The sequence below is a fragment of the Vibrio sp. R78045 genome (assembly GCF_042466085.1).
In the GTDB taxonomy this organism is placed as follows: domain Bacteria; phylum Pseudomonadota; class Gammaproteobacteria; order Enterobacterales; family Vibrionaceae; genus Vibrio; species Vibrio cyclitrophicus.
This window is the reverse complement of the sequence record NZ_JAXHBS010000017.1, coordinates 408,515-433,410: the sequence shown is the minus strand read 5'-3', so window position 1 is coordinate 433,410 and position 24,896 is coordinate 408,515. Positions and strand designations below refer to the sequence as shown.

15 protein-coding genes and 4 rRNA genes are annotated in these 24,896 nt (G+C 46.2%); 6 read left to right on the top strand and 13 right to left on the bottom strand.

Features of this window, described 5'->3' with window-relative positions; genetic code table 11:
* Positions 1-6: 6 nt before the first annotated feature.
* The 10 genes from SJY39_RS21380 to trxA form a co-directional block, all read right to left on the bottom strand.
* Positions 7-1,561, bottom strand: a 16S ribosomal RNA gene (locus SJY39_RS21380).
* Between the two features lie 430 nt (positions 1,562-1,991).
* Positions 1,992-2,107 (bottom strand): 5S ribosomal RNA (gene rrf, locus SJY39_RS21375).
* 100 nt (positions 2,108-2,207) lie between these two features.
* Positions 2,208-5,100 (bottom strand): 23S ribosomal RNA (locus tag SJY39_RS21370).
* Between the two features lie 355 nt (positions 5,101-5,455).
* Positions 5,456-7,010: ribosomal RNA gene (locus SJY39_RS21365) — 16S ribosomal RNA — on the bottom strand.
* Together the 16S, 23S and 5S rRNA genes form the textbook arrangement of a ribosomal RNA operon.
* A gap of 567 nt (positions 7,011-7,577) precedes the next feature.
* On the bottom strand, positions 7,578-8,291 hold the full coding sequence (gene fre, locus SJY39_RS21360) for an NAD(P)H-flavin reductase (protein WP_010440710.1): 714 nt from the start codon (positions 8,289-8,291) through the stop codon (positions 7,578-7,580).
* A gap of 20 nt (positions 8,292-8,311) precedes the next feature.
* The gene (locus tag SJY39_RS21355) at positions 8,312-8,581 is read right to left on the bottom strand and encodes a 2Fe-2S iron-sulfur cluster-binding protein (RefSeq protein ID WP_016767813.1); all 270 of its coding nucleotides are present in this window, start codon (positions 8,579-8,581) and stop codon (positions 8,312-8,314) included.
* On the bottom strand, positions 8,578-10,419 hold the full coding sequence (gene ubiD / locus SJY39_RS21350) for a 4-hydroxy-3-polyprenylbenzoate decarboxylase (protein ID WP_010440706.1): 1,842 nt from the start codon (positions 10,417-10,419) through the stop codon (positions 8,578-8,580). Before ubiD ends, SJY39_RS21355 begins: the two co-directional genes overlap by 4 nt.
* Positions 10,420-10,517: 98 nt before the next feature.
* A complete protein-coding gene (locus SJY39_RS21345; RefSeq protein ID WP_010440704.1) occupies positions 10,518-11,513 on the bottom strand; it encodes a hypothetical protein in 996 nt (331 codons plus the stop codon).
* Between the two features lie 110 nt (positions 11,514-11,623).
* Complete coding sequence (gene rho, locus SJY39_RS21340) at positions 11,624-12,883, bottom strand: transcription termination factor Rho (protein WP_010440702.1); 1,260 nt, start codon at positions 12,881-12,883, stop codon at positions 11,624-11,626.
* 202 nt (positions 12,884-13,085) lie between these two features.
* On the bottom strand, positions 13,086-13,412 hold the full coding sequence (gene trxA / locus SJY39_RS21335; RefSeq protein ID WP_010440700.1) for a thioredoxin TrxA: 327 nt from the start codon (positions 13,410-13,412) through the stop codon (positions 13,086-13,088).
* Between the two features lie 111 nt (positions 13,413-13,523).
* Between trxA and rhlB the strand changes: the two genes are divergently transcribed.
* Together rhlB and gppA are read left to right on the top strand one after the other, a co-directional pair.
* Complete coding sequence (rhlB, locus tag SJY39_RS21330) at positions 13,524-14,834, top strand: ATP-dependent RNA helicase RhlB (protein WP_010440697.1); 1,311 nt, start codon at positions 13,524-13,526, stop codon at positions 14,832-14,834.
* 6 nt (positions 14,835-14,840) lie between these two features.
* Complete coding sequence (gene gppA / locus SJY39_RS21325; protein WP_010440695.1) at positions 14,841-16,334, top strand: guanosine-5'-triphosphate,3'-diphosphate diphosphatase; 1,494 nt, start codon at positions 14,841-14,843, stop codon at positions 16,332-16,334.
* A 102-nt stretch (positions 16,335-16,436) separates the two neighbouring features.
* Here gppA and SJY39_RS21320 read toward each other — a convergent pair whose 3' ends face one another.
* The 3 genes from SJY39_RS21320 to recQ form a co-directional block, all read right to left on the bottom strand.
* Positions 16,437-17,108: a 7-cyano-7-deazaguanine/7-aminomethyl-7-deazaguanine transporter gene (locus SJY39_RS21320; RefSeq protein ID WP_010440693.1), complete on the bottom strand. Its 672-nt coding sequence runs from the start codon at positions 17,106-17,108 to the stop codon at positions 16,437-16,439.
* A gap of 278 nt (positions 17,109-17,386) precedes the next feature.
* Positions 17,387-17,698: a DUF3630 family protein gene (locus SJY39_RS21315; protein WP_010440691.1), complete on the bottom strand. Its 312-nt coding sequence runs from the start codon at positions 17,696-17,698 to the stop codon at positions 17,387-17,389.
* 80 nt (positions 17,699-17,778) lie between these two features.
* Positions 17,779-19,617, bottom strand: coding sequence for an ATP-dependent DNA helicase RecQ (gene recQ, locus SJY39_RS21310; protein ID WP_010440689.1), 1,839 nt, complete (start codon positions 19,615-19,617; stop codon positions 17,779-17,781).
* Between the two features lie 179 nt (positions 19,618-19,796).
* Between recQ and rarD the strand changes: the two genes are divergently transcribed.
* The 4 genes from rarD to ggt all read left to right on the top strand — a co-directional run bounded on the left by rarD (position 19,797) and on the right by ggt (position 24,197).
* The gene (rarD, locus tag SJY39_RS21305; protein WP_010440687.1) at positions 19,797-20,711 is read left to right on the top strand and encodes an EamA family transporter RarD; all 915 of its coding nucleotides are present in this window, start codon (positions 19,797-19,799) and stop codon (positions 20,709-20,711) included.
* A gap of 80 nt (positions 20,712-20,791) precedes the next feature.
* Positions 20,792-21,586 (top strand): AraC family transcriptional regulator, encoded by a 795-nt coding sequence (locus tag SJY39_RS21300; protein WP_010440685.1) that lies wholly within the window; start codon positions 20,792-20,794, stop codon positions 21,584-21,586.
* A 99-nt stretch (positions 21,587-21,685) separates the two neighbouring features.
* Positions 21,686-22,348 carry a LysE family translocator gene (locus tag SJY39_RS21295; protein WP_102386678.1) on the top strand — a complete coding sequence of 221 codons (663 nt, stop codon included), beginning with the start codon at positions 21,686-21,688 and terminating at the stop codon, positions 22,346-22,348.
* A 91-nt stretch (positions 22,349-22,439) separates the two neighbouring features.
* Positions 22,440-24,197, top strand: coding sequence for a gamma-glutamyltransferase (ggt, locus tag SJY39_RS21290; RefSeq protein ID WP_102386677.1), 1,758 nt, complete (start codon positions 22,440-22,442; stop codon positions 24,195-24,197).
* The last annotated feature ends 699 nt before the right edge of the window (positions 24,198-24,896 follow it).

The window sequence follows — 24,896 nt, the reverse complement described above, 5'->3', positions numbered from 1 at the left end:
TTCGTATAAGGAGGTGATCCAGCCCCAGGTTCCCCTAGGGCTACCTTGTTACGACTTCACCCCAGTCATGAACCACAAAGTGGTGAGCGTCCTCCCCGAAAGGTTAAACTACCCACTTCTTTTGCAGCCCACTCCCATGGTGTGACGGGCGGTGTGTACAAGGCCCGGGAACGTATTCACCGTGACATTCTGATTCACGATTACTAGCGATTCCGACTTCATGGAGTCGAGTTGCAGACTCCAATCCGGACTACGACGCACTTTTTGGGATTCGCTCACTATCGCTAGCTTGCTGCCCTCTGTATGCGCCATTGTAGCACGTGTGTAGCCCTACTCGTAAGGGCCATGATGACTTGACGTCGTCCCCACCTTCCTCCGGTTTATCACCGGCAGTCTCCCTGGAGTTCCCGACATGACTCGCTGGCAAACAAGGATAAGGGTTGCGCTCGTTGCGGGACTTAACCCAACATTTCACAACACGAGCTGACGACAGCCATGCAGCACCTGTCTCAGAGTTCCCGAAGGCACACCTGCGTCTCCGCTGGCTTCTCTGGATGTCAAGAGTAGGTAAGGTTCTTCGCGTTGCATCGAATTAAACCACATGCTCCACCGCTTGTGCGGGCCCCCGTCAATTCATTTGAGTTTTAATCTTGCGACCGTACTCCCCAGGCGGTCTACTTAACGCGTTAGCTCCGAAAGCCACGGCTCAAGGCCACAACCTCCAAGTAGACATCGTTTACGGCGTGGACTACCAGGGTATCTAATCCTGTTTGCTCCCCACGCTTTCGCATCTGAGTGTCAGTGTCTGTCCAGGGGGCCGCCTTCGCCACTGGTATTCCTTCAGATCTCTACGCATTTCACCGCTACACCTGAAATTCTACCCCCCTCTACAGCACTCTAGTTCACCAGTTTCAAATGCAGTTCCGAGGTTGAGCCCCGGGCTTTCACATCTGACTTAATGAACCACCTGCATGCGCTTTACGCCCAGTAATTCCGATTAACGCTCGCACCCTCCGTATTACCGCGGCTGCTGGCACGGAGTTAGCCGGTGCTTCTTCTGTTGCTAACGTCAAGATGCGCAGCTATTAACTACACACCCTTCCTCACAACTGAAAGTACTTTACAACCCGAAGGCCTTCTTCATACACGCGGCATGGCTGCATCAGGCTTTCGCCCATTGTGCAATATTCCCCACTGCTGCCTCCCGTAGGAGTCTGGACCGTGTCTCAGTTCCAGTGTGGCTGATCATCCTCTCAGACCAGCTAGGGATCGTCGCCTTGGTGAGCCATTACCTCACCAACTAGCTAATCCCACCTAGGCATATCTTGACGCGAGAGGCCCGAAGGTCCCCCTCTTTGGCCCGTAGGCATCATGCGGTATTAGCCATCGTTTCCAATGGTTATCCCCCACATCAAGGCAATTTCCTAGGCATTACTCACCCGTCCGCCGCTCGACGCCCATTAACGCACCCGAAGGATTGTTAGTGTCGTTTCCGCTCGACTTGCATGTGTTAGGCCTGCCGCCAGCGTTCAATCTGAGCCATGATCAAACTCTTCAATTTAAAGTTTTGATTACCTAAATTAATAGGTGTGACTCAACGAATACTGACTTCAAAACTATTCTTTATAAATAAAGAGTGTAATTTTAAAGCTATTACCATTCCAACAGAATGGTAATGAATTGACTGTGCCGAATAACTACAAGTAGTTAAACGTATTGGTCACTCAGTTCATTGAAATCATTGTGTTACCGAAGTAACTGTTTTATCCAAAGGATAAAACGTTTTGATATTCATCAACGAGTGCCCACACAGATTGATAGGTTTAAATTGTTAAAGAGCTTGTTCTCTAAAAAGAGAACGCTTTCAGTGCCTTAGCACTTAAGCAGGACGCGTATAATACGCTTTCCACTTTGAAAGTCAACATAATATTCTAAGTTTTAACTCAGAAAACTATGTTGACTCATCTCTTTCGAGATAAGTCGAAATTAAAGCCTGGCGATGTCCTACTCTCACATGGGGAAGCCCCACACTACCATCGGCGCTATTGTGTTTCACTTCTGAGTTCGGCATGGAATCAGGTGGGTCCACAATGCTATGGTCGCCAAGCAAATTTTTAAAATTCGGAAAGCTTATTTAAAAGTATTTCTCTTCAAACGCATTCAAGGTCTGTCTTTCTATTGAGTCCACAAAACCCCTTGGGTGTTGTATGGTTAAGCCTCACGGGCAATTAGTACAGGTTAGCTCAATGCCTCGCAGCACTTACACACCCTGCCTATCAACGTCGTAGTCTACGACAACCCTTTAGGACACTTATAGTGCCAGGGAAAACTCATCTCAAGGCTCGCTTCCCGCTTAGATGCTTTCAGCGGTTATCGATTCCGAACTTAGCTACCGGGCAATGCCATTGGCATGACAACCCGAACACCAGAGGTTCGTCCACTCCGGTCCTCTCGTACTAGGAGCAGCCCCTTTCAATTTTCCAACGCCCACGGCAGATAGGGACCGAACTGTCTCACGACGTTCTAAACCCAGCTCGCGTACCACTTTAAATGGCGAACAGCCATACCCTTGGGACCGACTTCAGCCCCAGGATGTGATGAGCCGACATCGAGGTGCCAAACACCGCCGTCGATATGAACTCTTGGGCGGTATCAGCCTGTTATCCCCGGAGTACCTTTTATCCGTTGAGCGATGGCCCTTCCATTCAGAACCACCGGATCACTATGACCTGCTTTCGCACCTGCTCGAATTGTCATTCTCGCAGTCAAGCGGGCTTATGCCATTGCACTAACCACACGATGTCCAACCGTGTTTAGCCCACCTTCGTGCTCCTCCGTTACTCTTTGGGAGGAGACCGCCCCAGTCAAACTACCCACCAGGCACTGTCCGTAATCCCGATTCAGGGACCAACGTTAGAACATCAAAACTACAAGGGTGGTATTTCAAGGACGACTCCATCACATCTAGCGACGCAATTTCATAGTCTCCCACCTATCCTACACATGTAGGTTCAATGTTCAGTGCCAAGCTGTAGTAAAGGTTCACGGGGTCTTTCCGTCTAGCCGCGGGTACACTGCATCTTCACAGCGATTTCAATTTCACTGAGTCTCGGGTGGAGACAGCGTGGCCATCATTACGCCATTCGTGCAGGTCGGAACTTACCCGACAAGGAATTTCGCTACCTTAGGACCGTTATAGTTACGGCCGCCGTTTACCGGGGCTTCGATCAAGAGCTTCGACCGAAGTCTAACCCCATCAATTAACCTTCCGGCACCGGGCAGGCGTCACACCGTATACGTCATCTTACGATTTTGCACAGTGCTGTGTTTTTAATAAACAGTTGCAGCCACCTGGTATCTGCGACTCTCGTCTGCTCCATCCGCAAGGGACTTCACTGATAAGAGCGTACCTTCTCCCGAAGTTACGGTACCATTTTGCCTAGTTCCTTCACCCGAGTTCTCTCAAGCGCCTTGGTATTCTCTACCCGACCACCTGTGTCGGTTTGGGGTACGATTCCTTACAATCTGAAGCTTAGAGGCTTTTCCTGGAAGCATGGCATCAATGACTTCACTACCGTAGTAACTCGACATCGTATCTCAGCGTTAGTAGCGGTCCGGATTTACCTAAACCACCCGCCTACGTACTTGAACCTGGACAACCGTCGCCAGGCCCACCTAGCCTTCTCCGTCCCCCCATCGCAATTGTAAGAAGTACGGGAATATTAACCCGTTTCCCATCGACTACGCCTTTCGGCCTCGCCTTAGGAGTCGACTTACCCTGCCCCGATTAACGTTGGACAGGAACCCTTGGTCTTCCGGCGAGGGAGTTTTTCACTCCCTTTATCGTTACTCATGTCAGCATTCGCACTTCTGATACCTCCAGCAGCCCTTACAGACCACCTTCAACGGCTTACAGAACGCTCCCCTACCCCACATACCCTAAGGTACGTAGCCGCAGCTTCGGTGTATAGCTTAGCCCCGTTACATCTTCCGCGCAGGCCGACTCGACCAGTGAGCTATTACGCTTTCTTTAAATGATGGCTGCTTCTAAGCCAACATCCTGGCTGTCTGAGCCTTCCCACATCGTTTCCCACTTAGCTATACTTTGGGACCTTAGCTGGCGGTCTGGGTTGTTTCCCTCTCCACGACGGACGTTAGCACCCGCCGTGTGTCTCCCGGATAGTACTTACTGGTATTCGGAGTTTGCAAAGGGTTGGTAAGTCGGGATGACCCCCTAGCCTTAACAGTGCTCTACCCCCAGTAGTATTCGTCCGAGGCGCTACCTAAATAGCTTTCGGGGAGAACCAGCTATCTCCAGGTTTGATTGGCCTTTCACCCCTAGCCACAAGTCATCCGCTAATTTTTCAACATTAGTCGGTTCGGTCCTCCAGTTGATGTTACTCAACCTTCAACCTGCCCATGGCTAGATCACCTGGTTTCGGGTCTAATCCTAGCAACTGTACGCCCAGTTAAGACTCGGTTTCCCTACGGCTCCCCTAAACGGTTAACCTTGCTACTAAAATTAAGTCGCTGACCCATTATACAAAAGGTACGCAGTCACACCACGAAGGTGCTCCTACTGCTTGTACGTACACGGTTTCAGGTTCTATTTCACTCCCCTCACAGGGGTTCTTTTCGCCTTTCCCTCACGGTACTGGTTCACTATCGGTCAGTCAGTAGTATTTAGCCTTGGAGGATGGTCCCCCCATATTCAGACAGGATATCACGTGTCCCGCCCTACTCGTTTTCACTGATTATGATGTGTCGGTTACGGGGCTATCACCCTTTGTTGCGAGACTTTCCAGACTCTTCACCTGCATCATTAAAAGCTTAAGGGCTAATCCAATTTCGCTCGCCGCTACTTTCGGAATCTCGGTTGATTTCTCTTCCTCGGGGTACTTAGATGTTTCAGTTCCCCCGGTTTGCCTCCTGTTGCTATGTATTCACAACAGGATACTTGCTTATGCAAGTGGGTTTCCCCATTCAGGAATCCCAGACTCAAAGGTTATTACTACCTAATCTGGGCTTATCGCAAGTTATTACGCCTTTCATCGCCTCTGACTGCCAAGGCATCCACCGTGTACGCTTAGTCACTTAACCATACAACCCGAAAGGGTCTTAGTGTATGGCAACTAACCAAGGTTTTTGGTTGTCATCAAGAAGGGTTAATTCTTGATAACTGTTTGCCGGACTCAATTGTGAATCAATGTAAACATTGATTCGAATACAAGACACTTGAATGTGTTTGTTGTGTTTATCTAATGAAAGATAAACATTGAGAACTTTTAAATTTGATTGAATTACTCGTAAGTAATCAATCAGTCAGCTTTCCAAATTGTTAAAGAGCATAAAGCAAAAAGCTTTAATCAATAACTTACGTTATTAATTAAAGCTCTGGCTTTAACTAAATCTAAACCATCAATCTGTGTGGACACTCATCGTAAATATCTTCGTATAAGGAGGTGATCCAGCCCCAGGTTCCCCTAGGGCTACCTTGTTACGACTTCACCCCAGTCATGAACCACAAAGTGGTGAGCGTCCTCCCCGAAAGGTTAAACTACCCACTTCTTTTGCAGCCCACTCCCATGGTGTGACGGGCGGTGTGTACAAGGCCCGGGAACGTATTCACCGTGACATTCTGATTCACGATTACTAGCGATTCCGACTTCATGGAGTCGAGTTGCAGACTCCAATCCGGACTACGACGCACTTTTTGGGATTCGCTCACTATCGCTAGCTTGCTGCCCTCTGTATGCGCCATTGTAGCACGTGTGTAGCCCTACTCGTAAGGGCCATGATGACTTGACGTCGTCCCCACCTTCCTCCGGTTTATCACCGGCAGTCTCCCTGGAGTTCCCGACATGACTCGCTGGCAAACAAGGATAAGGGTTGCGCTCGTTGCGGGACTTAACCCAACATTTCACAACACGAGCTGACGACAGCCATGCAGCACCTGTCTCAGAGCTCCCGAAGGCACACCTGCGTCTCCGCTGGCTTCTCTGGATGTCAAGAGTAGGTAAGGTTCTTCGCGTTGCATCGAATTAAACCACATGCTCCACCGCTTGTGCGGGCCCCCGTCAATTCATTTGAGTTTTAATCTTGCGACCGTACTCCCCAGGCGGTCTACTTAACGCGTTAGCTCCGAAAGCCACGGCTCAAGGCCACAACCTCCAAGTAGACATCGTTTACGGCGTGGACTACCAGGGTATCTAATCCTGTTTGCTCCCCACGCTTTCGCATCTGAGTGTCAGTATCTGTCCAGGGGGCCGCCTTCGCCACTGGTATTCCTTCAGATCTCTACGCATTTCACCGCTACACCTGAAATTCTACCCCCCTCTACAGTACTCTAGTTCACCAGTTTCAAATGCAGTTCCGAGGTTGAGCCCCGGGCTTTCACATCTGACTTAATGAACCACCTGCATGCGCTTTACGCCCAGTAATTCCGATTAACGCTCGCACCCTCCGTATTACCGCGGCTGCTGGCACGGAGTTAGCCGGTGCTTCTTCTGTTGCTAACGTCAAGATGCGCAGCTATTAACTACACACCCTTCCTCACAACTGAAAGTACTTTACAACCCGAAGGCCTTCTTCATACACGCGGCATGGCTGCATCAGGCTTTCGCCCATTGTGCAATATTCCCCACTGCTGCCTCCCGTAGGAGTCTGGACCGTGTCTCAGTTCCAGTGTGGCTGATCATCCTCTCAGACCAGCTAGGGATCGTCGCCTTGGTGAGCCATTACCTCACCAACTAGCTAATCCCACCTAGGCATATCTTGACGCGAGAGGCCCGAAGGTCCCCCTCTTTGGCCCGTAGGCATCATGCGGTATTAGCCATCGTTTCCAATGGTTATCCCCCACATCAAGGCAATTTCCTAGGCATTACTCACCCGTCCGCCGCTCGACGCCCATTAACGCACCCGAAGGATTGTTAGTGTCGTTTCCGCTCGACTTGCATGTGTTAGGCCTGCCGCCAGCGTTCAATCTGAGCCATGATCAAACTCTTCAATTTAAGATTTTGTGACTCAACGAATACTGACTTCAAAACTATTCTTTATAAATAAAGAGTGTAATTTTAAAGCTATTACCATTCCAACAGAATGGTAATGAATTGACTGTGCCGAATAACTACAAGTAGTTAAACGTATTGGTCACTCAGTTCATTGAAATCAAGTTTGTTACCGAAGTAACTGTTTTATCCAAAAGGATAAAACGTTTTGATATTCATCAACGAGTGCCCACACAGATTGATAGGTTTAAATTGTTAAAGAGCTTTACTTCTCAAGCGCTCCTTTTAAGTAAGGTGCCTCTCGAAGTGGACGGCCATTCTAGCGAATTAACATTCAGTGTCAAACACTTTTTGAAAATTAATTTTTTGTCGCTTTCCGTCTTACTGATTCTTGCTGAAGCCTTGTGGCGTCTGCCGTCTCAGTGGTGTCGCATTATAGGGAACCCTCTCAGCTTAGCAACTACTTTTTCATAAAAAATGAATAAATAGGGGTTAACTGCCTAATAGTTCACCTAAACGTAAAAAAGAGAGCATTTCTGCTCTCTTTTTACTCAAAATCTAAAGGTATTGTTAGATAAACGCGTAAGCATCAGCGTACATATGGTCGCGCTTTGCGTCTTTGTTTTGAGTAAATAAGTCTCTTGCTGCACCCGCCATTTCAAAACGGCCTGCAATATAGATATCGAAATCAGCTAATGATTCGAAGCTTTGCGTAATAGCTTCAAGCACATTACCTGTTTGACCATGCCAAACCTCAGGAGCTTGTTCTACAACAGGTACAAAGTGTACGTTGCTATGTTTTTCTGCAATATCGACTAACTCTTCTTTCGCATATAACTGGCACTCATCTTTTGCGCCCCAGTATAAGTGAATCTCTTTCTTGCTGTTTTGTGCAATACAGTGATCAAGAATCGAACGTACATAGCTGAAACCAGTACCACCAGCAATCAATAATAGAGGACGTTCGCTTTCTTCTTTAACCCACGCGTTACCGTGAGGAGCATCAATAGCAATATCACCATCTTCAGATTGTGCTTTTTTCATCGCCTCAACAACTTCTAACGCGTAAGCATTGTGCTCAGCAGCACCAATGTGTAACTCAAGCTCGCCTTCATGGCGACAAGGGCTACTTGCAATCGAAAATGGGCGCTTGTCTTTTTCACCCATTTCAACCATCAAGTATTGTCCCGCTTTAAAAGCGACCGGTGTTTCTGGGTGAAGTAGGATTTGGTAAGTGTTACAAGCCAAAGGCTCGATAGATTTCACTTTACATTTAATAGTCATGTTCTTCCTCTCACTAACCCTTAATCGGCAAAGGTTAGAACTAAATTACTTTCTGCAAATGCTTGGCAAGCAAAAATCCAACCTTGTAACTGCTCTTTCTCTGTGAGCATGGGTTCAAGGTGGTAACTCACTTGGCCTTCTAATTTTTTGCACATACACATCGCGCATGCGCCAACTTGGCAACGATTCGGGAAATTGATATTGCTGTTGAGCGCAGCATCCAAGATCGTTTGCCCTTTTCCTACTGTGAAACTGATGTTTTCTGGATATAAGACTACTTGGTAGCTCATGAAATTCCTAGCTGTTCCCAAATGCTATCAATCTTTTTGACGAGCTCAGGATCTTTTGTAATTGGCACCCCCCACTCACGAAGGCATTCACCTTCCCATTTATTAGTCGCATCTAGACCCATTTTTGAGTGTCCAGTTTCATTCTGCAGGAACAATGTATCTCTGGCCGGGTCCATTCTTGTGGTCACCGCCCAAATGATGTCATTCCAATCACTCACGTTGACATCACCATCACACACGATAACAAATTTATTCTCATCAAATTGAGACCAAACCGCTTCCATGATTTTCTTACCGTTACCTGCAGCTTGCTTATCAATAGACACGACAACCATGCTGGCGTTGTCGTTCTGTAGATGAATATCAATAATTTCAGGGTGAGCCTTAGTTAACTCAGCCAGGCTACCTTCGATATGTTCACTACTTACAGGCGCAGATTCAACGTCTGGCGATAATGCTAACTCCGCATCCCACTTCTTGGTGATGTCTAAGCCCATCTTAGAACCCAATCCAACCACTGGAGACGCAAAATCTAACGAGTCGATCGGTGTGTTCTCTATCATCAAGCTATCGCGTGACGGATCCATATATTTACACATCGCAGCGGTTACTTGAGACCAATCACGTGCGTTCACATCCTCATCGCACACCAATACAAATTTGGTGTACATGAATTGACGCAAGAAAGACCATACACCCATCATCACTCGCTTAGCGTGACCTGGGTATTGCTTCTTCATTGTCACTACCGCCATTCGGTACGAACAACCTTCAGGCGGCAGGTAGAAATCTTCGATCTCAGGGAACTGCTTTTGAAGAATAGGAACAAACACTTCATTTAGTGCAACACCCAATACCGCTGGCTCATCAGGCGGACGGCCAGTATACGTGCTGTGATAAATAGGGTTCTCGCGCATGGTTACATGAGTAATCGTAAATACGTGGTGCTTTTCTTTCTCGTTGTAGTAACCCGTGTGGTCTCCGTATGGGCCTTCGTCCGCGAACTCATTCGGGTCGATGTAGCCTTCCATTACGATTTCCGCACTTGCTGGTACCTCTAGGTCATTACTGATTGATTTAACGACCTCAGTTTTACTACCACGCAGCAATCCTGCAAATGCGTATTCCGATAAGGTATCTGGTACTGGTGTCACCGCGCCAAGAATGGTGGCAGGGTCTGCGCCAAATGCTACAGATATCGGAAATGGTTTACCTGGGTTGGTTTCCATCCAATCGCGTAGATCAAGCGCACCACCACGATGGGCTAACCAACGCATGATGATTTTGTTTTTACCGATCTTTTGCTGGCGATAGATACCTAAGTTTTGGCGTTTTTTATTTGGACCACGAGTAACCGTTAAACCCCATGTTAGCAATGGCGCGACATCGTCGGCCCAGCAACTCATCACAGGAATTTTATCTAGGTCGACCTCATTACCTTGCCAAACCACTTGTTGGCAAGCCGCTTTGCGAAGGCGTTTAGCCGGCATGTTTAAGACTTGCTTAAACACTGGCAGCTTATCAAGAGCGTCTTTAAAGCCTTTTGGGGGCTCAGGCTCTTTTAGGTAAGCAAGCAACTTGCCCACTTCACGCAGTTCTTTTACTTCCTGACGACCCATACCAATAGCCACACGGTTAGGTGTACCAAATAGGTTAGTCAAAACAGGCATGTCATAGCCTACAGGATTTTCAAACAAAAGAGCCGGGCCACCAGCACGTAGAGTACGGTCGCTAATCTCGGTCATTTCGTAGTCTGGATCGACAGGGTGAGAAATGCGTTTCAACTGACCAATACTTTCAAGATGGTCGATAAAATCACGTAAATCTTTAAAACTCATAGGACTTCTACATGCTGATTATTCTGCGCTCAGTATATCAAAAAGGGTGACGCTGAGATCCCCCTTTTTAATGTGGTTATTGAGAGGCAAAATCCACTTTACGGTAATGCTTGCTCGATCAAAGAGCTCTTCACCTGAGGGTTATCATTGACGAGGTCTTGCAACCAGCGAGTGTGACCTTGTTTGGCCAGTTCACGCGCGACTAATGGCGCTTCATCGGCAATCGCCATCCGAGAGACAAGGAACTGCTTCACTTCTTCTGATAACGGATTAACCTTGGTAAGCAAAGTTATCGCCTCATCTTTCAAGCGCGGATTCTTAGTCGCCGCCATTACCTGTTCAAGCGCGAACGTTTGTTTAGTTTCAGCAAGGCGCACTAGTTCGGCTTGACTATGATAATCGGCCTTCATTCGCCATAGAATCTTGTAGACCTCCGGGTCTTCGCTGACTTGCGCTAACCGAACCACCACCTCTGTAGAAGGTAACCAACTAACAATAGAAGATGCGGTGAGTTGCTTAGTCAGATAATCAACCGCTTCAGGTGACAAACTATCTAGCTCTCTTATTAACAGAGCCTCTCGCGTTTGAACTTGATGCTCAGGGCCAGATAGCCACTCTTTTAGGTCGAGCTCTTGTTTTTCTGCATCTAACACAAATACCAATGTTGTTTGGTCTTGGTGCCACTGTTTGATTAATCGATTAGCAATCGAAGGGTAATTAAAGGCAGGTACCGTGAACTCATATCCATCACCACGCTCTAAAACTTGGTAAGTCGGCGTGAGATCAAGTTGTTGCTCGATGAAGATAGACATCTTAGGGGTGAGTGCAATTTTTTGTTGCTCAATCTTCTTCAAAAGTTGGTAACGAGCTACCTCTTGCTGAGGAAATGTCAGACGCTCAAGCGCGAAACGTAACGAATTGACTTCATCACGCACAACAAGCTCGAGTAATTCAGCAGTTTTCAGTTTTACTTGATCATTCTCAAGCCAAGACTCAACTGTAAGTGGAGACATCTCGGTGGCATAGCTCATACCAACCGGTGAAAATAACAGTGAAGTAGACAGGAGTAATGATGACAACAGTCCATGTTGCATTTTAACTTCCTTTTAACACTTTTGGTCATTCTGCAAGCTAGCGCTGTAAAATGCAAATAAAAAGCGCCACCCGAAGGCAGCGCTTTTTGATAACTATAAACCCGTCAAGGTTACTGACGGCGCATTGCGTCAAAGAACTCATCGTTCGTTTTAGTCATTGCTAGCTTGTCGATAAGGAATTCCATCGCGTCGATTTCGCCCATTGGGTGAACAATCTTACGCAGGATCCACATCTTCTGTAATTCATCGTTCTTAGTAAGAAGCTCTTCACGACGAGTACCAGAGCGGTTGAAATCAATCGCTGGGAATACGCGTTTTTCCGCAATCTTACGGTTAAGGTGCAGTTCCATGTTACCTGTACCTTTGAACTCTTCGTAGATAACTTCATCCATCTTAGAACCAGTATCAACCAGTGCTGTTGCGATGATAGTTAAGCTACCGCCTTCTTCTACGTTACGTGCCGCACCAAAGAAGCGCTTTGGACGATGTAGAGCATTCGCATCAACACCACCAGTAAGAACTTTACCAGATGAAGGAATCACGGTGTTGTAAGCACGAGCGAGACGAGTGATTGAGTCCAGTAGGATAACCACGTCTTTCTTGTGTTCAACAAGGCGCTTCGCCTTCTCGATTACCATTTCTGCTACTTGTACGTGGCGAGATGCTGGCTCATCGAAAGTCGATGCAATTACTTCACCTTTAACTAGGCGCTGCATTTCTGTTACTTCTTCTGGACGCTCATCGATAAGTAGAACCATTAGTTCACACTCTGGATGGTTGCGAGCAATGCTTTGAGCGATATTTTGCAGCAGCATTGTTTTACCCGCTTTAGGCGGAGCAACAATCAGACCACGCTGACCTTTACCAATTGGTGAAGCAAGGTCAAGGATTCGGGCTGTGATATCTTCAGTCGCACCATTACCAGCTTCCATCACCATACGTTCGTTGGCATGAAGAGGAGTAAGGTTTTCAAAAAGGATTTTGTTACGTGCGTTGTCTGGCTTGTCGTAGTTAACCGTGTTTACTTTAAGTAGTGCAAAGTAACGCTCGCCATCTTTAGGTGGGCGGATTTTACCGCCAATAGAATCACCTGTGCGAAGGTTAAAACGACGAATCTGGCTTGGTGATACATAAATATCATCTGGCCCAGCAAGGTATGAGCTGTCGCCGCTACGCAGGAAACCAAAACCGTCTTGAAGAATTTCTAGAACACCATCACCAAAGATGTCTTCACCACTTTTTGCATGCGCTTTAAGGATGGAGAAGATAATGTCTTGTTTTCTTAAGCGAGCTTGATTTTCAAGACCTAGGCTTTCGCTAAGTTTAACAAGTTCAGACACTGGTCTGTTCTTCAGTTCAGTAAGATTCATAGTGGTGGAAGTTTGTTTAGTCAAAATAGGATCTGTTTTCTTAAGTTAAGAAGGATTTGGTCACGCAGGATCGACCAAGAAGAGAAATTCGTTCAATTAACGTGCGATAAATTAGCACTAAAACTAAGACTAGTCCATAGCTTAGAAAAAACAAAACCGCGCATTTGTTAACTGCGCGGTTTCTTTTCAAATGCTCACCTAATTAAAGGTTAGCGTCTAGGAACTCTTTAAGTTGAGTTTTAGACAATGCACCAACTTTAGTTGCTGCTACGCCACCATCTTTGAAAAGAAGTAGCGTTGGAATACCGCGAATACCAAATTTTGGTGGAGTTCCTGCGTTTTGGTCGATATTTAATTTACCGATAGTGAGCTTGCCTTCGTACTCGTCTGCGATTTCATCAAGAATCGGAGCAATCATCTTACAAGGACCACACCATTCAGCCCAAAAATCAACAAGAACCGGGCCTGCAGCATTGATCACATCGTTATCAAAACCGTCATCAGTTAGCTGCAAAATCTTATCACTCATCTTCCACTCCAATGTATTTTTTAGAACTGGTTGGATGATAACCAGTAAATAGATGCCCTATTGGAATGTATTTACTTTCGTATTGCAAGCTTAAGCTGATATTCTATAGCAATGAAAAAGACGCATATCACAGAGCAAAAGTTCGCCGACTTGGATTTACTCCCGCAAGTCATTGAAGGATTGGAGAAAAAAGGGTTCGATTACTGTACCCCTATCCAAGCCTTGGCGCTCCCGGTACTGCTCACCGGCCAAGACATTGCAGGCCAGGCCCAAACGGGTACTGGTAAAACGCTTGCGTTTCTTACTGCTACTTTTAATCACCTGCTAAAAACACCTGAGCATGAAGGGCGCAAGCCTAACCAGCCACGTGCGATTATTATGGCACCAACGCGTGAACTCGCGATTCAGATCTACAACGATGCTGACTCTCTGGTTGAAAGCACAGGTATCAAAGCAGCACTTGCTTACGGTGGCGAAAGCTACGACAAGCAACTAGGTAAGATCGAAGAAGGCGCAGATATCTTAATTGGTACAACTGGCCGTATCATCGATTTCTACAAGCAGAAGGTATTTAACCTTAACCATATTCAAGCTGTTGTTCTTGACGAAGCTGATCGCATGTTCGATCTTGGTTTCATCAAAGACATCCGCTTCTTGTTCCGCCGTATGCCTGAGCCAAAAGATCGCCTGAACATGCTGTTCTCTGCGACGCTGTCTTACCGCGTACAAGAGCTAGCGTTCGAACACATGCACAACCCAGAGCATGTTGTTGTTGAGCCAGAGCGCAAAACAGGTCACCGCATTCAGGAAGAGCTTTTCTACCCTTCTAACGAACATAAGATGGCCCTTCTACAAACGTTAATCGAAGAAGAATGGCCAGATCGCGCAATCATCTTCGCTAACACGAAGCACAAATGTGAATCAGTTTGGGGTCACTTGGCTGCCGATGGTCATCGTGTTGGTCTACTAACAGGTGATGTTCCACAGAAGAAACGTGAAAAGATTCTTGAACAGTTCACTAAAGGTGATGTAGACCTACTTGTAGCAACCGATGTTGCAGCACGTGGCTTACACATTCCTCAAGTAACACACGTATTCAACTTTGACCTGCCAGACGATTGCGAAGATTACGTTCACCGTATCGGCCGTACAGGTCGTGCTGGTGAAAGCGGTCATTCGATCAGCTTTGCTTGTGAAGATTACGCAATCAACTTGCCACCAATCGAAGAATACATCGAGCACGCTATTCCAATGTCTGACTACGATGCTTCTGCACTACTAGAAGATCTACCGGCACCATTGCGTTTACGTACACGTAATCCGCAACAACGTCGCTCAAACAACAATGGTCCACGTAACGGTAACCGTAAACCAAACCAGAACCGTCGCCCACGCCAACCGCGTCATAACAAGGAAGCTTAGTCGCTTATGAGCCAAACAGTGTCATCCCCGCTTTACGCTGCAATCGACCTCGGGTCGAACAGTTTTCATATGCTCGTTGTGCGCCATATCGATGGCAGCGTGCAAACCATGGCTAAGATTAAGCGTAAAGTTCGTTTAGCCGCAGGCTTAGATGAAAATAACGCACTTAGTAAAGAAGCGATGCAGCGAGGCTGGGACTGTTTGAGTCTCTTTGCAGAGCGACTGCAAGACATTCCTAAAGAAAATATCCGCATTGTAGGTACTGCGACCCTGCGTACAGCGACCAATGTGGGTATCTTTCTAGAGAAAGCGAACCAGATCCTTGGTTACGATATCAATGTTATCTCTGGTGAAGAAGAAGCTGCGACTATCTATAAAGGCGTAGCACACACTTCTGGTGGCAGTGGTCGCCGACTAGTTGTTGACATTGGTGGCGCGAGTACCGAGATGATCATCGGTGAAGGCTTCTCAGCGAAAGCATTAACTAGCCTGAAGATGGGCTGTGTTACTTGGCTTGAGCGTCACTTTAAAGATCGCCAATTAACCGCAACCAACTTTGACAACGCCATTGAAGCGGCTAAATCTACGCTGGCACCAATCCTTGATAGCTACACGGATATAGGATGGGATGTGTGTGTTGGTGCAAGTGGCACCGTTCAAGCTTTGCAAGAAATCATGTTGGCACAAGGCATGGATGAGGTCATCACTCACGCCAAGCTTAAACGCCTACAAAAACAAGCAATGGCAGCAGAGCGACTCGAAGAGCTAGAGATTGAAGGGTTAACCCTTGAACGTGCACTTGTATTCCCGAGTGGCCTATCGATTCTAATTGCTATTTTTGAGCTGCTTGAGATTGATTCAATGACACTCGCCGGCGGTGCACTCCGTGAAGGCCTTGCTTATGAGATGGTTGACGAGTTACGCCAAGAAGATATTAGGGCTCGTACGGTAGCTAGCGTTCAGTCTCGCTATCAAATGGACGTCACTTACGGTGAGCAAGTTGCATCGTTAGCACAATATCTATTTGAACAAGCGGGCGCTGAGGAATGGGTATCAGAACCTCAAGCTGGTATCCTTTTGCAAACTGCAGCTAAACTGCACGAAATTGGTTTAACCATCGATTTCAAAAAAGGTGGCGAACACAGCGCATACTTACTACAAAACTTGGATTTGCCTGGTTTTACACGTGCACAGAAGCACTACCTCGGTGAACTCGTACGTCGCTACCGTGAGCAACTGACATCACTGCCAGAGCAACACGCCGTATCAGGTACTAGTAGCAAACGTATTTTACGTATTCTACGCTTAGCCATTTTGCTAACTCATCGCCGTAACCCTGACCTTGTCGCGCAAGTGAAGTTAACAGCACAAGATGACAAGCTAACATTAAATCTGTCCAAGCAATGGTTGGAGGCCAACCCTCTTACGGCTGCTGAGCTAGAAATTGAGTCGAACCGCCAAACTGATATTGGTTGGCCGCTCAATATAGAATGCCTGTGATATTAATTATCTGTCGCTAGAAATTAAAAAAGCCCAAGTTAGTTGACTAACTTGGGCTTTTTATTACCGCTGCATTAATGCTTTGCGTTACAAATCTCAAACTTAAGCGTTAACACCTGTCGCTTTAAAGTCAGGGTTCACTGCGGTTAACTTCTTAACCACGTAATTAAGTAGCACACCGTACATAGGTACGAACAGACCTAAGCTGATGATAAGCTTGAAGCCATAATCGACCAATGCAATCTCAGTCCAGTGCTCAGCCATGAATGGATCTGGGCTTTGGTAGAAAGCAATCGCAAAGAACGCGATGGTATCGAGCGCGTTACCAAATAGCGTTGAACACGTTGGGGCTACCCACCACTGCTTCATTTGGCGTAAGCGGTTGAAAACATGCACATCCAAGATCTGACCCAGTAAATAAGCCATGAAGCTCGCCGCGGCGATACGTGCAACAAACAAGTTGAACTCACCTAATTGGCTAAAGCCTTGGAATGAACCTTCAAAGAACACCACAGACAATAAATAAGAAACGGCTAGTGCAGGCAACATCACTAAGAAAATGATTTTACGAGCAAGCTGCGCGCCAAAAATGCGTACTGTTAGGTCGGTCGCTAGGAAGATAAACGGGAAAGTGAAAGCACCCCAAGTGGTGTGCATACCGAAGACGGTAAAAGGTAGCTGAACCAGATAGTTGCTTGACGCAATAATCACCAAATGGAACAAAACTAATAGTGCTAGGGCTTTGCGCTGTTGCGCAGGGGTAAAGTTACTCATGCTGTACCTTTTTAGTTTGGTTTGGGGGTGAGGGAACCCAAATCGAGTCATTTCTTCGAATAAACCAAGAAAGCTCTTACCAATAATGTGAATTAAAAATGTATCTATAAATTGCTCTATTGAGCGGCGGGCGATTATACATTAATCAATATTGGCTGCAACGGTGAGAATAGACGCAAACGTTTATCCTCACATTTATTGGCGAATGACGTTAAAAGCTATGTTTTTTAAAGCGAGGTTTTTAGGTTCTATGCCTAAAATTAGAAATGCGCTTGAAGTTAGAAGCCACGCTTGAAAAGCGTCGCGAGATAATCAAACTCTTCTCGGCTTTCTTCAGCGTTTAACGACTCAAACCAGATTGATTCACTGTAATGTTCAGACTTTAAAAACATTCGACAGTCTTCAAAATCGATCAACCAAGAATGCATGTCAGCGTCCCATTGCTTTTCTACAACAGAAGCGGACAGCAATGCCACCAGCTTTTCACCTAACACTTCGTAAGAATCAAAATCAAAACTTGGAGACGTAATCAATAAACGCCCTTCCTCAGCTAAATACTCTCTTAAGCCAAATTCTGTGTTTGTTGTCATGTCCCTATCAACCTTATTCTTTTTCTATGAACTAACCGTTCTTATAAGCTAAACGCTTCTGAAAACTAGCAATCAGCCAATTAGCCGTGGGTGGTGATGTGTTCTTGAATCAAATCTAAGAATGGATCAGCGTACTTATCGAGTTTGCGTTGACCGACACCATTCACTGCCAACATCTCTCCGTAAGATGTGGGTAGGATTTCGGCCATATCAATCAAGGTCGCATCACTGAAGACAACATAAGGTGGTAAGCCATCTTCATCAGCAATCGACTTACGCAGCTTACGCAGTTTGGCAAACAGCTTCTTATCGTAGTTCTTGCTACTTAACTTATCGGACTTAGCATTACGAACTGCGGTATCCAAACGAGGCACTGCCAACTCCAAAGACATTTCACCGCGTAACAGCGGGCGTGCTTCTTCGGTTAACTGCAAAGTCGAGTTACGAGTGATGTTCTGGAACAACAAGCCTTTGTGAATTAACTGACGGAAGATACTGATCCAGTAGTCGTGGCTGTGATCGCGACCAATACCGTAAGTAGACAACTTATCGTGACCATTATCGCGCACACGGATGTTCTGCATACCACGCATCACTTCAACCACGTAACCCATACCAAATGACTGATTTACGCGGTACACACAAGACAACGCCTTTTGCGCTTCTTGGGTCGCGTCAAAGTGTTTTGGTGGATCTAAGCAAATATCGCAGTTACCACATTGCTTCTCACGATATTCGCCAAAGTAATTAAGCAGAACCTGACGACGACAAGTTTGCGCTTCAGCAAAGGCACTCATCGCGTTCAGCTTGTGCATTTCAACTTGTTTCTGTGGGCCTTCTTCTTTCTCATCCAGCATGCGACGCAGCCACCCCATATCAGCAGGGTCAAACAGCATCATAGCTTCAGCAGGCAAGCCATCACGACCCGCACGGCCAGTCTCTTGATAGTAAGATTCGATGTTACGTGGAATATCAAAGTGCACCACAAAGCGTACATTGGGTTTATTGATACCCATACCAAACGCCACAGTCGCCACGACGATCTGAATATCATCGCGTTGGAAGGCCTCTTGCACATAAGCACGCTCATCAGTGTCCATTCCGGCATGATAACCCGCCGCACGAAGACCGTTATTGCACAGCTTCTCGGTCACCATTTCCACTTTTTTACGGCTACCACAGTAGATAATGCCGCAATTACCTTTCTGTGTTTCTAGGTAGCGAACCACCTGAGACACTGGCTTGTGTTTCTCTACAAGGTTGTAACGAATATTAGGACGATCGAAGCTGCCTAAATAAGTGTGCGGCTCCACCAACTGCAAACGCGAGATAATATCTTTGCGCGTCGCATCGTCAGCGGTTGCCGTTAGCGCCATATAAGGTACATGCGGGAAGTACTGTTTAAGTTGCCCCAATGATGCATATTCAGGGCGGAAGTCGTGTCCCCACTGAGAGATACAGTGCGCTTCATCGACTGCGATCATTGAAAGAGGAAGCCCTTGTAGACGCTCGATAAAGTCACGCATCAACACCCGCTCTGGCGAAACATAGACCATTTTCAATTGGCCTGAGTTCATGCGATTAAACACCGAGATTAGCTTTTCTCTTGGCATCGACGAGTTAATGCACTCAGCAGCGACGCCATTGGCCTTCAATTGGTCAACTTGGTCTTTCATTAGCGAGATCAGTGGTGAGATAACCAAAGTTAACCCTTCACGAACCAAGGCCGGAATTTGATAACACAGCGACTTACCGCCACCAGTTGGCATAATCACCAAGCTATCTTTGCCTTCAACGGCAAGATCGATGACCTCTTGCTGACCATCGCGAAAACTTTGATAACCAAAGACATCTTGTAAGATGTTTTGCGCATCATTCGCGGGAGTCGGTATTTGCTCAGCAATCAGAGTGGCGGTCATTGTGGTTCCTAATCGAGGTATAAAATCAGCCAGCATCATTCGCAAGCAAGGCGCACATTGTAGAGGGGAACGCTGGTGAATTAAACCGCAAATTGTTAGGTGAAAAGGGTTAACGCTCCTATACTGACCAACTCTCTTATAAATCTTATTAATAAGCACTCAATGCTAGAGAAAGTTGTATGACCCCTGAAGAACAACAACGTACTCGCCAAGGAATCTTGCTTGCCGTCGGCGCTTACACCATGTGGGGGATCGCCCCTATATATTTCAAATCTTTAAGTGACGTCTCCCCGCTAGAGATCCTTAGCCACCGTGTAGTTTGGTCTTTTTTCCTACTCGCTTTCTTACTGCATATTGGTCGCAGCTGGCGCAAGGTTCGTGACACCTTAACCTCAAAACCAAAAATGCTTTATTTGGTGGCGACTTCGATCTTGGTGGGTGCCAATTGGCTCATTTTTATCTGGGCGGTTAATTCCAATCATATGCTCGATGCCAGCTTAGGGTATTACATCAACCCACTGATTAACGTCTTGCTTGGGATGCTGTTCCTTGGCGAACGTTTACGCAGACTACAGTGGTGTGCGGTTGCGCTAGCGGCTGTCGGAGTCCTTATCCAATTGATAGCCTTTGGCTCAATTCCTATTGTCGCTATCGCATTAGCCTTTAGTTTTGGTTTCTACGGCTTGCTACGTAAGAAAGTTAGCTTAGAGGCACAAACAGGTTTGTTCATTGAAACCCTAGTAATGTTGCCTCTCGCTGCAACGTACTTACTGTTTATTGCCGATAGTCCAACCTCAGACTTATCAATGAACCCGATGCAGCTCAACCTATTACTGGTTGCTGCTGGTGTGATTACAACCATCCCTTTACTGTGTTTTACGGGTGCAGCTACGCGATTAAAACTATCGACACTGGGTTTCTTCCAGTACATCGGTCCAAGCTTAATGTTCTTATTGGCCGTGCTGATTTATGGTGAAGCCTTTACGTCAGACAAAGCTGTTACCTTTGCCTTTATTTGGGGGGCATTAGTGGTATTCAGCTTTGATGGTTTGAGTAACAACAAGAAGAACAAACAAGCTAAACAAAAGAACTGACCGTTTTTTACAAGACAACTGCGAGTGACGAAGATAAGCTTGGTTGAATTGATGACTATTTGACCAAGCTTTTTTGTACCATGGATAAAGTCCACTATTACTCTACACCGACAGAAGATATCAGCCTGATTAAAGCTCAATACCAAGAGTTCGCGTTTCAGCGTCACTATCATTTGGACTTTCACATTGGCTTAATAACAAAAGGCCAACAAAAGTTTGTCTATCAAGGTGCGAGTCACCATGTCGGAGCTGGCCAAGTTGTTATCATGCCGCCTGATGAGCTTCATGATGGGCACTCCAAACTCGATTCAGGTTATCAAGTCAGCGTATTTGCGATTTCTCCTCAATGGTTTCAAGATCTTGCCGATCCCAAGCTAAATGGTCATACATTAGGCTTTTCTGAGTTGATCCTCTCCGATCAAGCCGCTTTTTCACAATTGTGTAACCTACACCGTCTTTTAATAACTCAAAACGTCAGCCAACTCGCTCAAGACTGCTTACCTTTCGAAGGGTTTTCTACGATTGTCGATCGTTATGCAAAGTTTGGATCGAAAAGCGACATCAAACTGGGTAATCAATCGATTGATACGCTAAAAGACTATTTGATGGCGAATTTGGACCAGCCAGTTCGTTTAGAACAACTGTCAGACCTATGCGGCTTAACCACCACTCAGTTCCAACGCCACTTCAAAAATAAGATGGGTATCACTCCTTATGCTTGGCTAAGCCGTTTACGTATGGAACAGAGTATGCGCCTTATTAAATCAGGGATCTGTGGCACCATGGTTGCACACCAAGTTGGCTTTTATGATCAAGCCCATTTCTCCAAGGCCTTCAAAACCACATTCGGTGTCCCACCATCACAAATCAACTAAGTGTTGATAATTTACAATTGCTCCATTTCAAATCACGGTAAGCTACGCTCAATACGATTACTTATTTTAAAATAGCTGCAAGGTTATTGAGAACGAACAATGAATGAAGTCACCATATTGATCACCCTAGCCTCTATCCACTTCATCGCTTTGATGAGTCCCGGCCCTGACTTTGCGTTAGTCGTGCAAAACGCGACACGTCATGGTAGACAAACAGGCTTGTACATTGCTTTAGGATTGTCTTGCGGGATATTACTGCACTCACTGCTGAGCCTAACGGGGATAAGTTACTTGGTCCACCAGCAACCGACTCTATTTGCGATAATCCAACTAGCAGGTGGTAGTTACTTGTTGTACCTAGGTTATGGCGCTTTGAAAGCCACTTGGTATACGATCCAGCATCACGATGACGACACTGATTCTGTTCATTCCACAGATCTCATTCTAACCAACAAGCGTGAGGCGTTTTCTAAGGGTTTTGCCACTAACATTCTCAACCCAAAGGCTTTGGTGTTTTTCATTAGTTTAATGTCGAGCCTAGTGCCTGCTGACATGTCTCTTTCAGGTAAAGGTTTTACTCTGCTTATCTTATTTGGCCTGTCGCTGTTTTGGTTTTCACTTTTAGCTTGGATGCTATCTACTAAAGCCTTACAGAAAAAATTACATGAAGCGACTGTCTATATCGATGGCTTGTGCGGCGCTGTATTCACCATTATTGGCGTCAGTATTTTGTGGCAATCAGCCTCATCACTGCTGCTCTAAATTAGAACAAAGATTACAATTAATTAACAATACACTGGCTAAATGTTATTTCCACTGTCAATCTAGCTCTGCATATTAAAAGGAGAAGATCATGCAGTGGAAAACAAAACTAACAACCCTCGCTACTTCTACCCTACTTTTTGCCTCCCATGTCAGTTGGGCAAATCAAGCTGCCGATGCCGTCGCGCCTGAACAAAGTAGTGGTTTAGAAACTAAACAACTCGTCAAAGCCAATGATTGGATGGTCACCGCAGCTAACCCATTGGCGACACAAGCAGGCGCAGACACCCTCGCCCGAGGTGGTAACGCGATTGACGCCATGGTAGCGGTACAGCTTATGCTTGGCTTGGTAGAACCTCAGTCATCAGGTATTGGTGGTGGCGCGTTCCTTGTTTATTTTGATGGCAAGGACAAGCAACTCAAAACCTACGATGGTCGTGAAACTGCACCACTTGATGCTACACCACGTCTATTCCAAGACGAAAACGGCCAACCGCTTAAATTCTATGATGCGGTAGTTGGGGGTCGCTCAGTTGGTACACCCGGTACGGTTCAATTATTGTGGGATACCCACCAGAAATACGGCAAGCTAGAATGGGCCTCACTCATCAAGCCTATCGCTCAACTGGCTGAAAAAGGTTTTACCATCAGCCCACGCTTAGCCACCTTGATCGAGAACGACCAAGAACGTCTAAGCCGCTTTGCCACCACTAAAGCCTACTTCTTTAATGCCGATGGCAGCCCGAAAGCAGCTGGCATGCAACTTAAGAACCCAGAATACGCGGCAACGTTAAACGCTATCTCAAAGGATGGCGCTAAAGCCTTCTATCAGGGTGAGATCTCTGCCGACATCATCAATGCTGTGCAAACTGCCAAAGGCAATCCGGGCGTATTGGCACAGAAAGACTTCGACGCCTATTCAATCAAGCAACGTGAACCCGTTTGTTCCGCTTATGAGAGCTACGATATTTGTGGAATGGGACCACCAAGTTCAGGTGCATTAACGGTTGGGCAAATCTTAGCGATGACCGAGCAATTTGACCTCAAATCATGGGGACCAAACGACGCAAAGTCTTGGCAAGTATTAGCGGATGCTTCTCGCCTAGCCTTTGCAGACCGTGGTATGTATATGGCAGATCAAGATTATGTACCTATGCCAACCCAAGGGTTAGTCAATACTGACTATTTGCAGGAACGAGCTCAGTTAATTACCGCAGGTAAGGCACTAGCAAACGCACCTTCAGGCACACCGCCGTGGGATCATGTAATGCAAAGAAGCCAAGATGTCTCTATTGAACTGCCGTCCACTAGCCACTTCAACATTGTTGATAGCGATGGCAATGTCGTATCAATGACCACCACAATTGAGAACGCATTTGGCTCACGCCTAATGGTGAGAGGCTTCCTGCTCAATAACGAACTAACGGACTTCTCATTCAAAACGCACAATGATGGCAAACCTATCGCGAACCGACTTGAACCGGGTAAGCGTCCACGCTCTTCGATGGCTCCAACCATCATTATGCAAGATGATAAACCTTACATGGCGATTGGTTCTCCAGGTGGCAGCCGTATCATAGGTTATGTAGCACAAGCGATCATTGCGCATACCCAATGGGACATGGATATTCAGCAAGCGATCAACCAACCGCACTTCCTAAACCGCTTCGGTAGCTTAGATTTGGAAAAAGGAACATCAGCGGAAAACTTCAAACCTGAGCTAGAAAAGATGGGATTTGAAGTCAACGTTCGCGATCTTAACTCGGGTTTACACGCCATTCGCATCACAAAATATGGCCTAGAAGGTGCTGCAGACCCTCGTCGTGAAGGTGCTGCGATTGGCCAATAGGGAATAATCCTCCCTTTTTACTCGCTGCCTTGTGCGAGATCTCTCACAAGGCAGTGAGTAAATATCTCTATTTAACTGAGAAAATAAGCACTTAATAATCTTAACTATTTGAAATAAAACAAAACGTACATTTATCATTCAAATAATTATATAGAAATTCTCTTATGCACCATTGCTGATAAATGGGAGATCGGTAATATGAATGGTGTCGGAAGGATGCTGACACGGAACAGGAAACGCCAAGGACTTGGTTATCTTCAGGATGAAGATTCGATTACTCAGGATGAATAATCGGCATGGATAGCGAAATGGACATTGAATGGACGCAATAGTAACTAGGATGGTTGCTACTAAGGAAAGACAATGGACACCTCTGGACGAGGAAAGGACTGAACATCAGGATGATGTAAAGGACACCGCTCAAGGAACAAGTGACGCGCGCTAACGAGGATTGTTGGCAGATCAGGATAAGATCAAGGACACCGCTAGGAAGGCGATGAAAGGAATACGCTGAAGGATAACAGCACACTATCATGGATTTGATGCATGGAGCACACTTAGTAGCCGGATTGCTGCGAGTAAGACTACAGACCCCGATGAGCGCAAGCTCTCGGGGTTTTTCTTTATCCATACTTCTATTTATTACTTTCCAATTAACCTTTCCGCTCTAAACCTCACCAAACATCACATACGTTTAAT